General features: G+C 59.9%; 15 protein-coding genes. 6 read left to right on the top strand and 9 right to left on the bottom strand.

Annotated features, from left to right (window positions below):
• Nucleotides 1-10 precede the first annotated feature (10 nt).
• The 4 genes from LPA36_RS22200 (at nucleotide 11) to LPA36_RS22185 (ending at nucleotide 4135) form a co-directional block, all read left to right on the top strand.
• On the top strand, nucleotides 11-1930 hold the full coding sequence (locus LPA36_RS22200) for a branched-chain amino acid ABC transporter ATP-binding protein/permease (protein WP_407674326.1): 1920 nt from the start codon (nucleotides 11-13) through the stop codon (nucleotides 1928-1930).
• A gap of 41 nt (nucleotides 1931-1971) precedes the next feature.
• Nucleotides 1972-2706: an ABC transporter ATP-binding protein gene (locus LPA36_RS22195; RefSeq protein WP_228881845.1), complete on the top strand. Its 735-nt coding sequence runs from the start codon at nucleotides 1972-1974 to the stop codon at nucleotides 2704-2706.
• Between the two features lie 235 nt (nucleotides 2707-2941).
• The gene (locus tag LPA36_RS22190; RefSeq protein ID WP_407674322.1) at nucleotides 2942-3568 is read left to right on the top strand and encodes a chromate transporter; all 627 of its coding nucleotides are present in this window, start codon (nucleotides 2942-2944) and stop codon (nucleotides 3566-3568) included.
• Between the two features lie 30 nt (nucleotides 3569-3598).
• Nucleotides 3599-4135: a chromate transporter gene (locus tag LPA36_RS22185; protein ID WP_228881560.1), complete on the top strand. Its 537-nt coding sequence runs from the start codon at nucleotides 3599-3601 to the stop codon at nucleotides 4133-4135.
• Between the two features lie 28 nt (nucleotides 4136-4163).
• Here the strand turns inward: LPA36_RS22185 and LPA36_RS22180 are convergent, their stop codons facing one another.
• The 4 genes from LPA36_RS22180 to LPA36_RS22165 all read right to left on the bottom strand — a co-directional run bounded on the left by LPA36_RS22180 (nucleotide 4164) and on the right by LPA36_RS22165 (nucleotide 7030).
• Nucleotides 4164-4685, bottom strand: coding sequence for a GNAT family N-acetyltransferase (locus tag LPA36_RS22180; RefSeq protein ID WP_228881559.1), 522 nt, complete (start codon nucleotides 4683-4685; stop codon nucleotides 4164-4166).
• Nucleotides 4686-4706: 21 nt separating this feature from the next.
• The gene (locus LPA36_RS22175) at nucleotides 4707-5177 is read right to left on the bottom strand and encodes a hypothetical protein (protein ID WP_228881558.1); all 471 of its coding nucleotides are present in this window, start codon (nucleotides 5175-5177) and stop codon (nucleotides 4707-4709) included.
• A gap of 123 nt (nucleotides 5178-5300) precedes the next feature.
• Nucleotides 5301-6356, bottom strand: a complete 1056-nt coding sequence (locus LPA36_RS22170) for a hypothetical protein (protein ID WP_228881557.1) — start codon at nucleotides 6354-6356, stop codon at nucleotides 5301-5303.
• A gap of 236 nt (nucleotides 6357-6592) precedes the next feature.
• A complete protein-coding gene (locus tag LPA36_RS22165) occupies nucleotides 6593-7030 on the bottom strand; it encodes a response regulator transcription factor (RefSeq protein ID WP_228881555.1) in 438 nt (145 codons plus the stop codon).
• Nucleotides 7031-7965: 935 nt separating this feature from the next.
• Between LPA36_RS22165 and LPA36_RS22160 the strand changes: the two genes are divergently transcribed.
• The gene (locus LPA36_RS22160) at nucleotides 7966-9036 is read left to right on the top strand and encodes a methyltransferase (RefSeq protein WP_267478904.1); all 1071 of its coding nucleotides are present in this window, start codon (nucleotides 7966-7968) and stop codon (nucleotides 9034-9036) included.
• A 26-nt stretch (nucleotides 9037-9062) separates the two neighbouring features.
• On the opposite strand, the gene LPA36_RS22155 is transcribed toward LPA36_RS22160, so the two are convergent.
• From LPA36_RS22155 to LPA36_RS22145, 3 genes are all read right to left on the bottom strand, one after another.
• Nucleotides 9063-9668 (bottom strand): hypothetical protein, encoded by a 606-nt coding sequence (locus LPA36_RS22155; RefSeq protein WP_228881553.1) that lies wholly within the window; start codon nucleotides 9666-9668, stop codon nucleotides 9063-9065.
• A 186-nt stretch (nucleotides 9669-9854) separates the two neighbouring features.
• The gene (locus LPA36_RS22150) at nucleotides 9855-10241 is read right to left on the bottom strand and encodes an ester cyclase (protein WP_228881839.1); all 387 of its coding nucleotides are present in this window, start codon (nucleotides 10239-10241) and stop codon (nucleotides 9855-9857) included.
• A 337-nt stretch (nucleotides 10242-10578) separates the two neighbouring features.
• Nucleotides 10579-11451 (bottom strand): aldo/keto reductase family oxidoreductase, encoded by an 873-nt coding sequence (locus tag LPA36_RS22145; protein ID WP_228881551.1) that lies wholly within the window; start codon nucleotides 11449-11451, stop codon nucleotides 10579-10581.
• A gap of 103 nt (nucleotides 11452-11554) precedes the next feature.
• On the opposite strand from LPA36_RS22145, the gene LPA36_RS22140 reads away from it, so the two are divergent.
• Nucleotides 11555-12448, top strand: a complete 894-nt coding sequence (locus LPA36_RS22140) for a LysR family transcriptional regulator (protein WP_228881549.1) — start codon at nucleotides 11555-11557, stop codon at nucleotides 12446-12448.
• On the opposite strand, the gene LPA36_RS22135 is transcribed toward LPA36_RS22140, so the two are convergent.
• Both LPA36_RS22135 and LPA36_RS22130 read right to left on the bottom strand, forming a co-directional pair.
• The gene (locus LPA36_RS22135; protein WP_228881545.1) at nucleotides 12442-13434 is read right to left on the bottom strand and encodes an asparaginase; all 993 of its coding nucleotides are present in this window, start codon (nucleotides 13432-13434) and stop codon (nucleotides 12442-12444) included. The genes LPA36_RS22140 and LPA36_RS22135 overlap by 7 nt on opposite strands.
• Nucleotides 13435-13492: 58 nt before the next feature.
• Entirely contained in the window at nucleotides 13493-14794 is a 1302-nt protein-coding gene (locus LPA36_RS22130) for a D-amino acid dehydrogenase (protein ID WP_324250963.1), read from the bottom strand.
• Between the last annotated feature and the right edge of the window lie 56 nt (nucleotides 14795-14850).

The raw sequence follows: 14850 nt of genomic DNA, 5'->3' as shown, positions 1-14850 counted from the left end.
CGTGAAGAACATGAAACTGCTTGCGTCGGCCATCGGGCTGATCGCACTCGCGGTGTTTCCCGTGCTGTCGGGAAATCCGTATTACATCCATCTTGTCGAGACCATCATGATCTACGCGATCCTGCTGTTTGGTCTCGATATCGTTGTCGGCTATACGGGGCAGGTGTCGCTTGGCCATGCGGGGCTTTTCGGTGTCGGTGCGTACACGGCGGGCGTGCTGTTCATCAAGCTCGGCATGCCGTTCTACGTGACGGCGCCGCTCGCGATTGCCGTGACGGCCGGTTTCGGTGCGATTCTCGCGCTGCCGGCGTTGCGCGTGTCGGGGCCGTATCTCGCGATGGTGACGCTTGCGTTCGGCACGATCATCCAGATCCTCATCAACGAAATGGATTTCCTGACGAGCGGCCCGATGGGTATCAAGATCACGAAGCCGGTGTTCGGCGGTCATGTACTCAACGAGGTCCAGTATTACTGGCTGGTCGCCGCGCTGCTGGTGCTGTCGCTCGTGGTCGTGCATCGCGTGCTGAAGTCGCATCTGGGTCGCGCGTTCGAAGCGCTGCGCGACAGCCCGATTGCGTCCGATTGCATGGGCGTGTCCGTCTATCGCTACAAGGTGTACGCGTTCGTGATCAGTGCGGGGTTTGCAGGCCTGGCCGGGTGTCTGTACTCGTACTCCGAACAGTACATTTCGCCGAACACGTATAACTTCGAGCTGACGATCCTGTTCCTGCTCGCGATCATCATGGGTGGACGCAAGACGCGCACCGGCGCGATCATCGGTTCGACGATCATCGTGATGCTGCCAAAGCTGCTCGACGATATCGTGATGTTTCGCACAGTGGCCACGATACTCGCGGCCGTCGTGGTGACCGGCGCCGCATTCACGCTGGTACGCAAGTCCAGCACGCCGCACCGCGTTGCGATTCCGGTTGCGGGCACGGCGGGACTCGCGGTGTTCTCGTACTGGATCGACGCACTCACGGACTGGCGCCTGACAATTTTTGGCCTGATGATCCTGCTCGTCGTGTACTACCTTCAGGACGGCGTGGTCGGTTTCGTCCGCAAGTTCGTCATGCACGGCCGCGTACGCACGGTTACGGTCGATATGGAGAAACCAGCGGAGATTTCGGCTGACGCCATTCTCGACGTGCACTCCAAAGGCGCGGAAGTCATTCTGGATCTGCGCGGTGTGCTGATGCAGTTCAGCGGTCTGAAGGCGCTGAACAACGTCAACATGACCGTGCAACGCGGCACGATTCACGGGCTGATCGGCCCGAACGGCTCGGGCAAGAGCACGATGATGAACGTGCTGACCGGCATCTACGTGCCGACCGCCGGCGAAATCGCGTATCGCGGCGAATCGATTGCAGGGCGGACGTCCGCGTCGATTGCGCTGTCGGGCATTGCGCGCACGTTCCAGAACGTGCAGCTCTTTGGCGAAATGACGGCGCTTGAGAACGTGCTTGTCGGATTGCACCACACGTTCAAATCGAATTTCGCCGACGTGGGTCTGATGACGGGGCGTTACCGTCGCGAAGAACGTGCAGCACGTGACCGCGCTTTCGGCATGTTGCGTTTTGTCGGGCTGGAGAACGTCGTCGCCGAGGAAGCGCGCAACCTTCCATATGGCAAGCAGCGTCTGCTCGAAATTGCACGCGCACTTGCGCTCGATCCGCAAGTGCTGCTGCTCGACGAACCGGCGGCTGGCCTCACCGCACCTGACATCAAGGAACTCGTCACGATTATCCGCAAGGTGCGCGACCATGGCATCACGATCGTGCTCATCGAACATCACATGGATGTGGTGATGAGCGTGTGCGACACCGTTTCGGTACTCGATTTCGGCCAGAAGATTGCAGAGGGCAGGCCGGCGGAAATCCAGTCGAACGACAAGGTGATCGAAGCGTATCTCGGCGGCGTCGCTGCCTGATGGATACCCGCGCAAACCAGAACAGGAACGGGGACAGCATCATGCTCTCGATACGCAATCTGCACGCCGGCTACGGCAAGGTGAAAGTGCTGCACGGTATTTCGATGGACGTACCCAAGGCGTCGGTTGTCACGCTGATCGGCTCGAACGGTGCCGGCAAAACGACGACGATGCGCGCGATCTCCGGCATGATCCGCCCGAGCGCGGGCGAGATCACGATGGGCCAGGGCGCGGACGCCAGACGCATCGATTCGCTCGACTCGCATCGCATCGCGCGCCTTGGCCTCGCGCATTCGCCGGAAGGGCGGCGCGTGTTCGCGACGATGTCGGTGACGGACAATCTCGTTCTCGGCGCGTTTCCACGCCTGACGTGGGCGCGCCCGCGCGGCGACGTGAACGCCGATCTCGAACGTGCGATCGAGCTGTTTCCCCGACTAAAGGAACGGCGCAACCAACTCGCCGGCACGCTGTCGGGCGGCGAACAGCAGATGCTTGCGATGGCGCGCGCGATCATGCTCAATCCGGATCTGGTGTTGCTCGATGAACCTTCGATGGGACTGGCGCCGATTCTCGTCGACGAAGTCTTCAGGATCATCGAGCGGCTCAAGGAGCAGGGCGTGACGATGCTGCTCGTCGAGCAGTTCGCAGCGGCCGCGTTGAATGTCGCCGATTACGGCTACGTGCTGGAGAACGGCAGAATCGCGACGCACGGACCGGCGGTGCAGTTGCGCAACGATCCCTCGGTGAAGGCAGCCTATCTGGGAGCGAGCCACTAGCGCGTGTGTCGTTGTACGCAGTTCCTTGCGCGGAACCATTCGTAGGGCCGGCGTCAGCCATCGAAAGCGCTCTGTTAGCGTTTGTAATTGCATGAAATTCTGCAGCCCGGGAGTGCGGCGCGATATCGAGCCGTATCCCCGGCGTTCACTGCATTGCCTCCATTCACTATGGGATACTTCCGCGATCAGCACGGCGGCTTCCTGAGCGCGACCGCTGCATGCCGGAGGAATTGCCTTGACCAGGAATGCACGTAAACAAGAGCCACACGAGCGAACTCCAGCTAGCGAAGCAAGGAGCGCTCTGGCGCCGCACCCGGGCCCAAAGCCGACGACACTCGAACTATTTCTCATCTTTTCGCGAATTGGGCTCACAAGTTTCGGCGGTGGTTTGAGCGGATGGTTTCTGCGTGAATTTGTGCAGGACCGGCAATGGCTCACGGAGGAAGAGTTTCTTGACGGACTCGCGTTGTCGCAGGCGCTGCCCGGCGTCAACGTCAAGAACCTCGCGATCTGGATCGGACACCGTCTGCTCGGCTGGCGAGGCGCGGTAGCCGGTTTCTGCGGAATCATCTTCCCACCGGCGGTATCGATCGTCATCCTCGGCGTGTTCTTCTCGGCGATGGAGGGTTTTTCGCTGACACGTTTCGCGCTGGCAGGTGCCGCGGCCGGCGCCATCGGCCTGTCCCTTTCGATGGCGATAACGGCAGTACGCCGGTTGCCGCGACGTATCTTTCCGATCTTGATCTTTGTCGCGACGTTCGCTGCGGTCGCGATCTTCGCACTGCCACTTGTCTGGACTGTACTGATCGCAGGGACGATGAGTGTCGGCCTTGAATATGTCCGCTTGTCCAAAGATGCGTAAGCACGGCTTTAACCTTGCGTGAGCAATCAATTGTCCAGAACACTCATTGCCCTTGTCTCTGTTTTTGCGCCGTTGTCGATAGTGACCGTTGGTGGTGGTCAGGCCATCATTGCGGACATCCAGCGGCAGGTCGTGGACGTGCATCACTGGATGACGCACGCGCAGTTCGTCAGCGACTTTGCCATCGCAAGGCTTGCTCCAGGACCAGGCTCACTCCTCGCGACCCTGATCGGCTGGCAGGTCGGCGGACTGCCGGGTGCAGTCATCGCGACGCTCGCGCTGTTTGGTCCGACGGCATTCCTGATGTACGGCGTCGCGCATCTCTGGACGAAGCATCGCGGAGCGCGCTGGCAGAACGCGTTGCAATCTGGGCTTCGTCCGGTTGCAGCGGGGCTGATTCTTGCGGGCGTCTACGTGCTGATCAAGGGGCTCGACGGCGGCTGGTTCGCCTGGGTTACCGCCATCGTTGCAACGGTAATCGTCATGACCACGAGAATCAACGCGTTGATCATCATTGCTGTCGCCGCGACGTTCTTTGTTGTTCTTCATCTGGGCGGCGCGCTTTAACCAACGTAGCACATGCGCATTAGGAGTCTCAAAGACTATAGTCGAGTATCGGTAACGGGTTCTTATAGCTATCAAACCTGCACCACGCTTCGCCTGTCAATCTGAAGCCCGTTTTTTCGAGAACCTTGCGTGAGGCGAGATTGTCCCGATGGACCCGGGCTGTCAGCAGATCTGCTGCGTCGTGGGCGGCAAGCAGTTGCAATGCCGCGTTCACCATCTCGGTGGCGTATCCGTATCCCCAGAAGGGAAGGCCGAGCCAGAACTCGAGCTTGCCGCCGGGAGACGGAATGGTCACCTGTCCCATGAGGGCACTGTCGTTCCGTCTGACAGCGACAAGATCGAAAGCGCCGTGCGATTCGGCGTTCGATACTGACGTCTCAAACATCGTCACGGCAGCATCGATGGAAAGAGACACCCCCATCGCCGGCATCCACACCAGTACTGCGGGCTCACACATGAGCGTTGCAAGTGCACGTACGTCGGCTGCGGCGATGGGGTGCAGATCGATCCGGTTCGTCTGGATTGCAACGGGAGGGACGATGGCCACCATCGCAGGAGATCGCGTGATGTGCTACAGCGCTTCAAGGACAGGCAACAGCAATGCCTGAATGAGCTGCCCGGCCAGATTTCGTGCATTAGCCGCGCTACCCAACGCCTGGTCCCATTGGAGGAGAAGGGCCTGGACGTTCGGTATGCTGACGAGCGGAGCATGCTGTCCGAGCCATATTGTCATCTGCGGCCAGCCTGCCCCATTCATAAAGGCCGTTACGGCTCCTCCTCCGCGACTGCTAAGCGCCGTACTCAGCAGCAAAAAGCAACCTGGCAGGCTCGCGACTGTGAGAAGGAACGCTGGGGTTCCCATTTCGCACTTTGCGAGCTGCTGAAAATTGCCGGTAAATGTATTGACGAGGTCATCCGGTCGTTGCATTTTCTGAGCTAGCGCGACGCTCTGCTTGATGCCGCTTATCAGGACTGCAGCATCGACCGTTCCGTTGCTTGCGGGCTGATGCACAGTGCTCCGGTCTGGAGGCGTAATCTTCATGATCCTGCTCCTGGTTTGAACGGCCCGGTGTAACCGAGGCCTGGCTCATGTCGGGCGGACACCGGCGCGAAAGTCCACATCCACCCGACATCACGGGTTAACCTGCGGAAGTGTCTCTTCGAACTAGTGCTCGGCGGCATGGGTCTGGCCGGGCCAGACACCTGTCATCTCGATCTCGCGACGCCCTGTCAGCCACTGACCAAGCGGGCTCGGCCAGTTGAACGTGTAGTGGTCGCTGTTCACCACACCCTGGAACTTCACGTCGACATGGATGTTCGTCGCGCTCAGAGGGATGTTTCCCGCTGTTTTTGAAATGCCACCGGTTAGCGAGAACTCGTCGTTGCGACGGCCCTGCGGGGTGTCGTAGCTGAGCTGGATGTGCGTGACGTAGGTGCACCCAGGCTTGTTGCTGAACAGAATCTCAAAGGCGCCAAGGCGGGTGATCCAGTTCGGAATCAGCAGCTTTCCGTCAAACGATGCAACGGTGTAGGCGATTGGAATCGGCGATGCTGCAAGCGCCTCCGCCTTGTACGGCCACATGTGCTGATCGACACTCTTGTTCTGGTTGACCGAAAGAAAAGAGCCTTTGCCGTTCGCGCCGCCGAGCATCTCATGGACGGCACTCGCCGAACCCGTCATCGAAAACGAGGAACTGTTGTCCTGTGATCCGACGTTCAGGCCGCTATGCGCGTAGATCGCGCTGGTAACGACGCCAAAGCCCTGCGCAATGCTTCCCCCGGAGCCCATGCTTACGGATTCCGCCTGTTCAGCCAGCCACTTCAAGGTTTCAGGCCTGGTGAGCACGGTCAGATCGCTGATGTAGGCTTCGGACGCGATACCGAATTCCGAAGCCATCGAACCCATCACCGAGAATTCCCACTTCACTTCGACGCCCGCAGTGACCTTCGTGCCCGTATCGGGATCGGTGCCTGACCCGTCAAGCTCGACCTTGGCCTCGGTGCGGTGTACGTTGGCCGATGAGAGCTTCCACTGGTTTGGAACATCGCGGGTGCCGATGACCTGTCCGGGCGTTTCCTCCCTGACAAGCGTGAATTCCCCGCTGTCAGGCGCGATGATGCCTACGGCACCCGGTTTGAGTTTTGGAGAGAGCGTCCAGTTGCCCCAGTAAGCAGGCCTGCCGTTGCGGATCAGGTCAGTGAACAAGCGATTCCAGTTCATGGTCTCGTTACCTCGCACGTGGTGTTCATTCGGGGAGAGCGACGTCAAACGTTTGCCGCTGTAACCAGTGTTGTCTGTGCAAAGGCCGGCCGATATTACTCAGAATACGTACGACGAATGAATTTTTTTCCGACTCAATTCGTCCGATTGTTTCACTTTCGTCGATGTCGTCAGCCGTTACTTCGTTGCCACCGGGACGCACCAAGGGAATCCGCGTGCGAGGGCTCACTGTTGAATTACGCCTGTTCGTTGTCTTTGCGGGCGATATCAACTGACAGCTTCATCAGGGCGGCGAGCGATTGTGCCTGGGTCTTGAGCTTGATATTTTCGATGTGCTTGCCGACGGTTCTCGGACTGATGCCGAGATTTCTCGCGATCTCTTTGCCGGTCAAACCCAGCGATAGCGTGTGGAGAATCTGCTTTTCGCGCTTGCTTAGAGAATCGGGTTGGGTGATGTCGATGTCAGAGGGGATTGCTATCTGGGGACTGGAATAGTTGATGGAGAAGGAAACGAGTTGGGCAGTGGTATGCAAATTGAATTTTCTGGTGATATTGCTTCGGTGTTTTCTCACAGTAAAGGCGGTGATTTCAAGTTCTCCCGCAATCTGATAGGAGTTTTTGCCTTGGGCAATCAAAGCGAGAATTTGTAATTCGCGCTTCGTCAGCCGGGACATCCAACCCGCGTCGAGCTTTTATTGTGGCATCGTGTCGATGTCACGCCCCATAAGCGCCGGTGAACGAGAATCCGGAGCCCGCGCACGGTTGCGTGACGATGTTCAATAAACATTGCCGGGTGGCCAATGCTGGCCAAAGGACTCGGGGTTTCACGAGAAAAACCGGCACGCTTTCCCTGAGCGTGCAAATGGCGTCAGTTGCGACGCTGTCTCGCGATCGTCTCCCCTTGTACTTTTTTGTATTGACCCGCGTTGGCCTGTTGACCGGTGCTTTTGATTGCGCGCCTGTCCAGATGCATCAGGCGGCTTGAGACAGCAGAAAGAGTGATGGGTGTTGAGTGCGATTTACAAAAGAAAACGCGTGGGTTTATCGATCGTTCAACCCGAAACGGAGTGTGCGCTCAATACGACATCGCTGCTTGACGGAATGCGCCGCCGTACAGCTTTTTTCACAGAATTCCTGACGTAGCGTTAATCGAAGATAGAGACACGAAACAGACGGTCGAATCAATACGCTTTTTAAGCGTCCCGATACGGGGGCTGCGAAAAAATGCCGTGGTGATCGTGCCGTAGTCGGTGCGCCTGTACTAACGAGCATAAAACCCCGGCGACAGGATTCTGCTAAGTGCGATGTCAGATTTTATCTGCCTGTCAAGTGCTGATGTCGGGCTTTAACGTTTTCTCGTAAAGCAACAGGCATCGCCGGGATGTTCCTTCCAGATCAGTCCTGAGCGCAGATCCGCCTCACGCGTGCATTTGCTCGCCAGTCTGCTGAACACCGCCAACAAAGCAGCGACGCTTTTCTGTGCGGCGCCGAACACAAGACTTCGAAAAGTGCCTTGAAGGCACCGGGTCCGCAACCTACAGTTAGCCTCTGGCTTTCGACGAGCCTACGGAGATCGTCGGATTCGTCGCACTTAAGCAGAGGATGCGTTATGGACAGCGTGCACGGTTCAGCTTCCACCCAACCTTCCGATGGCATTTCGCAGGGCGCACCGCCGTCGGGACCGACGCCTGACCGGCTGCTACAACTGGGCATGGCTTTCTGGGCATCGAAGACGTTGTTGTCCGCTGTGGAACTGGGCGTGTTCACGCAACTCGCCAGCGGGCCGCGTGACGCCGCCGCGCTGACGGAATCATTGGGCCTGCATCCGCGTTCGGCGCTCGATTTTCTCGATACGCTGGTCGCGTTGCAACTGCTCGAACGCGAGGCCGCGATGTACAGCAATACGCCCGACGTCGATCTCTTCCTCGACAAGGCCAAGCCGAGCTATGTGGGCGGCCTGCTTGAAATGGCGAATGCGCGCCTTTACCCCTTCTGGGGCGCGCTGACCGAAGCGTTGCGCACGGGTCTGCCGCAAAATGAAGTGAAGCAGGGCGGCAACCTGTTCGATGCCATCTATCGCGACGAAGCGTCGCTGCGCGGCTTCCTGCATGCGATGAGCGGCGTCAGTCTCGGCGCTGCACGCGCGATGGCGCAAAAGTTTCCATGGAGCGACTACCGCACGTTCGTCGATCTTGGCGCCGCTCAAGGCGCGTTGCCCGTGCAGATCGCGCTCGCCCATCCGCATCTCAGCGGCGGCGGTTTCGATCTGCCGGCCGTTGGCCCTGTGTTTAACGAATATATTGCGGCACAGGGCCTTGAAGACCGGCTGCGTTTCTATCCCGGCGATTTCTTTAAAGACCCGTGCCCCATCGCCGACGTCCTCGTGATGGGTCACATCCTGCATGACTGGGCGTTGCCGCAGAAGATGGAACTGCTGGGCAAGTGCTACGCAGCGCTGCCGCCAGGCGGCTGTCTTGTGGTGTACGACGCAATCATCGACGACGAGCGCCGCAAGAACACATTTGGTCTTTTAATGAGCCTGAACATGCTGATCGAGACGCCCGGCGGATTCGACTACACCGGTGCGCAATGCTGCGCATGGATGAGAGAGACCGGCTTTTCAGCGGTACGTGTCGAACCACTTGTCGGGCCCGATTCGATGATAGTGGGCGTCAAGTAAGGGGCGCGTCCCGCACGCGCTGCAGATCATGATTTCGCGCAGAATTTGCCGTAAGGCGTGCGGTCGGTAATCGAATGTTTGCCAGGCGTGCCGTTTCGAAGCGCCGTTGCGCGATCCGCCAGCGCTTTCGCTTCGGCGGAGCGCCCCGCACCGGAGAGGGCGCGCGCGTACTCATCGAGAATATCGGCGTACGCCGTCGGTGCCCGGGTCGCCGCGCCCGCTTTGTCCAGATACGGCAACGCGCGTTCAAAATAGCCGGCGGATTGCGCGAACTTCTGCTGGTCGAGATTCAGGCGTGCCAGTTCAACGAGTGACAGAAAGAGAGGTTGGCCCGCCTGTTTGTCCAGCTGATAAGCGACGTTAAGTTCGCGTTCCGACTCGTCGAAGAAACAGGTGACGCCTAACGTGCGCCCGTACTCATAGTGCGCAACGGCCTTGCGCGCGGGCGGCAGGTCCGCCTGATCTGCATTCAGCGTCGCGCGGGCAAAAGCCTGACGCGCTTTGTCCCAGTCGCCGCGCGCTTCGGCCGCGGCGCCCACCGCTGTGTAGTTCGTCGATACACGATCGCTGACTGCAGAAGCGCATCCGCCAAGGATGAGGGTCGAGACAAGCATTGTGATGGCTGGTTTCATGGCGTGGCAGGGCGTGCATGTCATGCTCTTCTTCCAGGCCCCGTGTCAAAGTTTTCCGTGTCGGGATTAACGGCTCGTCTGGCGGAAACTTGAGCCTGCTCCGGGCGGAAATGTTGGCGCTGGCGCAATACTATCCCGCATCGCGTGACGCTTGCGCTACGCAACAGGCGCAAAAAAGCTGTTGCGTTATAGCTGAGCTTCGATAGCCGCCTTGTCGATGACGGACCATACCTGCTCGATCCTGTCGCTGCGAAACCGGTAAAAGACGTTCTCTGCAAACGAAACGCGCTTCCCGTTCACTGCAAGCCCAAGGAACGTTCCCTTTGGCGAGCAGGCGAACGCCAGCCGGCTCGCTACATGATGCGAATCGGAAACAAGCAGTTCGATGTCGAAATGAAGGTCTGGAATTTCCTTGAAGTCCCGCTCCAGCATCGCGCGATAACCCGACAAGCCGGTCTGCCGACCGTTGTAATGCACGTCGTCATGAACGAACTGCGCAAGCGCCGGCCAGTCCTGCCTGTTCAGGCAGGCAATGTAGCCGCGGTAAACGGTGGAGAGGTCGATCTGATTCATGGCAATTGCCCTCTTGCTGGAAACGGGGCATGTCGAGATTCCGCAGCCGCGTATGGCGGCCTGAATCAACCGGATTGCTAAACTTGCGCAATTATCCGGCTGGAAAATCTCCATGGCAGACCAACAAATCCTGCTGCGCGATCCATCAGCAAACGATGCAGCCATCATCGCGCAATTGCATACAGTGAGCTGGCAGACAGCGTAAAGCGAAATCCTGCCCGCGAACTGGCTGCGCGAGCGCGTGCTGCGTTTGGGGAAATAGCCGCACGACAATGAAGTGCACCGGGCGAATGACATTGCATTCGCCCGGCACGAAACACCTTCCCCAATCAATTCCTTAAGCAGCGCGCCCGATCGCCTCGAGCTCTGCAAGCACCGTATCGGAAAGATTCAACTGAGCGGCCTGCATGTTTTCGCGCAGGTGCCCGCGCGACGACGTACCGGGAATCAGCAGGATGTTAGGCGAGCGATGCAGCAGCCACGCAAGCGCCACCTGCATCGGCGTAGCGCCGAGCCGTTCGGCGACGCCAGACAGCACCGAAGATTGAAGCGGCGTAAATCCGCCTAGCGGAAAGAACGGAACGTAAGGGATACCTTTGGCAGCGAGTTCATCGACAAGCGCGTCGTCTTCCCGCTGAACCAGGTTGTACTGGTTCTGTACGCAGACGATGTCTACGATCCCCTGCGCTTCGGCAACCTGGGTCGAGGTCGCATTGCTGAGACCAATATGGCGCACGAGCCCCTTGCGCTGAAGTTCGGCGAGTGCCTCGACTTGCCGCGCGATCGTGCCTTCAGAGGGGGCGTGGACCTTGCCCATGATGCGCAGGTTGACGACTTCGATCGCGTCGAGCCCCAGGTTGCGCAGGTTGTCATGCACGCCGCGCTCAAGGTCCTGTGGTTCCATCGACGGCAGCCACGAGGCGTCTTCGCCGCGCACGGCGCCGAGCTTGGTGACGATCACGAGGTTGTCCGGGTAAGGATGGAGTGCTTCCCGGATGATCTGGTTGGTGACGTGCGGCCCATAGAAGTCGCTCGTATCGATGTGGTTGACGCCCGACGCCACGGCCTCCCGAAGAACAGCGATCGCCTCGTTGCGATCCTTCGGCGGACCGAATACGCCGGGGCCGGCAAGTTGCATCGCACCGTAGCCCATACGACGCACCGTATGAGCGGCGAGAGAATACGTAGCTTCGGGGGTGACCTTTGACATGACGTGCTCCTTTGGGAAGGTGGAGCGCCAGTATGAACGCGATTGCGCTGTTAAATAAACAGGTTTAACGTGCACGGGTTGTTCAAAAAATTGCACAATCGCCATGGAACTGAACGATCTCGCTGCATTCGTCTCGGTCGCGCGCTCAGGCGGTTTTCGCGACGCCGCCCGGATCAGCGGTGTGTCCGCTTCAAGCCTTAGTGTCGCGGTGCGGCGTCTGGAGGCGAAGCTGGGTCTGCGTCTGCTTAACCGCACCACGCGCAGCGTCGCGCCGACCGAAGCGGGTCTGCGCCTCATTGAAAAGCTGACGCCGCTCTTCAGCGAGATGGAAGCCGCGCTCGATGTCCTCAACGGCTTCCGCGACAAACCCACGGGCACGCTCAAACTCAATGTGCCTTCGAGCGCTGCGAGCAGCGTACTGCCCGGCGTGATCGCACCATTCCTGAAAGCGTATCCCGACATCCGCGTGGAAGTGGTCGTCGAGGATGGCTTTGTCGATGTGCTTTCGATCGGTTGCGACGCGGGCATTCGTTACGATGAACGTCTCGAACAGGACATGATCGCGATTCCAGTCGGGCCCCGTGTGCAGCGTTTCGCTACTGCTGCGACGCCGGACTATCTCGACGCGCCTGGCAGGCCCACGCATCCACGCGATCTGCTAGGGCATGCGTGTCTGCGCGCCCAGTTCGCCGGGGGTGCGCTGGCGACCTGGAACTTCGAGCGTGACAGCGAGGTGTTTCAACTGGATCCGCCAGGACCGCTTGTGGTGAGGCCCGCTGCAGCTGTTGAGCTTGTCCTCAGAACTGCGCTGGCGGGCGTGGGCATCATTCATCTTTTCGAGGACATGCTGCGCCCGCATCTCGACAGCGGCGAACTCGAGCCTGTCCTTGAGCCCTGGTGGCAGCGCTTTTCGGGCCCATTTCTTTACTATCCCGGCGGGCGACATCTGCCTGCACCGTTGCGCGCGTTTGTCGATTATCTCAAGGCGCTTCAATAGCGTTCAAAGATCGCCTGCAATACCCGCGCGTCGCTGGACTGCGTCAAAGCGAGCGCCAGAAGAATGCGTGCCTTGGGCGGAATCTGGTCGTCGACGGTGAGCCAGCCGTACTCGTCGTCCGGCTGCGCGCCGTTGCGCAGCACGATGCCGTTGCCGGTGCGCGTCGCGCGCACCACGCGAACGCCACGTCTGGCAGCGTCCCGCAACGGTTCAAGCAGATGACCCGCGATGTTGCCGTTACCCGTCCCCGCGTAGATCAGCCCTTGCGCGCCCGCTGCAATCGCTTCGACGGCACCGCGATCGAGTGCGCCATACGCATAGACGATGTCGACCTTGGGCAACGTGGAAAGCGTGTCGATCGACCACGGCGTCGCGAGCGTGTGAGCGCGGGCCGGGCTGCGGTAATAGCGCGGCTGCCCCTCGATTACGTAGCCCAGCATGCCGTACGGCGAGCGGAAGGCTTCCAGCTTGAAGCTGTTGCTCTTCACGACATCGCGTGCGGTGTGGATTTCGTCGTTGGCGACAACCAGTGTGCCTAAACCACGCGACGACGGGTGCGCGGCGACCGCGATCGCATCGTACAGATTCAGCGCGGCGTCCGAACTCAACGCGGAGGGCGGCCGCATCGAACCGACCACCACGACGGGCTTGGCGCTCTTCAGCGTGAGATGAAGGAAGTACGCGGTTTCCTCGATCGTATCGGTGCCGTGCGTGACCACGGCGCCGTCGACGTCATCCTGCGCAAGCAGAGACGAGAGACGCCTGCCGATTGCGAGCAGGTGCGTGTTGTCGAAATTCTCGGAGCCGATTTGCAGCAACTGTTCCGCGCGCAGATTTGCCAGCGCACGGGCCTGCGGAATCGTATCGAGGATTGCGTCGATGCCGAGCACCGAGCACGCGTAGGCAGACGTGTTGACGGCGGCTTCGCCCTGACCGGCAATCGTGCCGCCCGTGCCGATCACCGCGATGTTGGCCTTTGCTGTCATGCGAGGTCTTTGATGTTGCGATGAATGGGTAACGCCATGAAGGACGCGCCTCGCGCCATCAATGCGAAAGGGCAAACGTGTCGCGCAAATTGTGACCGTCTCTGCCCGCAAGCCATTCCGTCAGAAGCGCGGCGGAGCCTGTCGCGAGCGTGAAGCCGAGCGCGCCATGACCGATGTTGAGCCACAGGTTGCGATAACGCGTGGGTCCGATGATGGGCGTGCCCCGCGGTGTTGCCGGGCGCAGGCCGGTCCATGCCTGGGCTATCGGCAATCGGGCGACTTCGGGGAACACCGCGGCCGTTTCGCTGCGCAGCGTCGCTAGACGCGTTGCATCCGGTTCCAGCGAATAGCCGTCGATGTCGGCGATTCCCGCGACACGCAAGCGCTCGCCTAAGCGCGCATAGACGACCTTGCGGCTGAAATCGGTGATGCTGATGTGGGGCGAAGCGGTTTCCGGTTGCAGATCGAACGTCAGGCTGTAGCCTTTGAGCGGATACACCGGCACGCGAATGCCTGGCGGCTTCAGGAGCCGCGTCGCGCCCGCACCTGAAGCAATGACGATGTGATCCGCGTCCAGCTGCGCGCCATTGCACCAGGCGCCGACATTGCCGCATGCGTCGACTTTAAGATCATCGATGGACGTATTCATCAGGAAGCGCACGCCGCGTGCGCGCAGCATGGTCTCAAGGCATTCGCAGAAGCGCTGACAGTCGGCGGTGTCTTCGCCTGGTGTATGGATCCCGCCCGCGAGCAAGGGACGCGTAGTGGCGAGCGCCGGTTCGAGTTCGACGCATGCATCGGCGCCTAGCGCGTGCTGTTCACAACCGAGCGTCCGCTGGAATTCAAGCAGCTTGATCGCGTCCTGCATTGCGCCTGCGTCACGGTGCAGGACGAGCTTGCCCGACTGCGTGAAATCGAAATTGAGCGACGGTTCGGTTGCGATCAGCTCATGCATCAGCGTGCGGCTGAGGAACGACAGCGACAGCAGGTTGCGCGTTGTGAGTTCGCTGCGCTCACGCGTACACGCTGCCAGAAACTCGAAACACCAGCGCCACTGCTCGATGTTCAGCCTTGGACGAAAGCGCACAGGAGAGTCGCGTCGCGTTAGCCATCGGGGCAGCTTCGACACCACGCCAGGACCGGCAAGCGGCGCGACATAGCTGTACGACAGCTGGCCGCCATTGCCGGAGCTGGTCTCGCCGGCAACGCCCGGATGCCGGTCCACGACGGTCACGTCGTGGCCCGCTTTTTCCAGGTAATAAGCACTCGCGAGACCGATAACGCCCGCGCCCACGATCAATATCCGCATACGGCTAAACTCGACTCCGGGTCTGTGAGATGTATCGGGCGCGCGCTGCATGCCGCATCGTCCCGTCGCCTGAACTGTAGAGCGGTCGCAATGGGCAGGCATTGCAC

Source organism: Paraburkholderia saeva, from assembly GCF_907164555.1.
Classification (GTDB): domain Bacteria; phylum Pseudomonadota; class Gammaproteobacteria; order Burkholderiales; family Burkholderiaceae; genus Paraburkholderia; species Paraburkholderia saeva.
The sequence above is the reverse complement of the archived record's forward strand: the minus strand, read 5'-3'. Positions and strand labels throughout refer to the sequence as shown.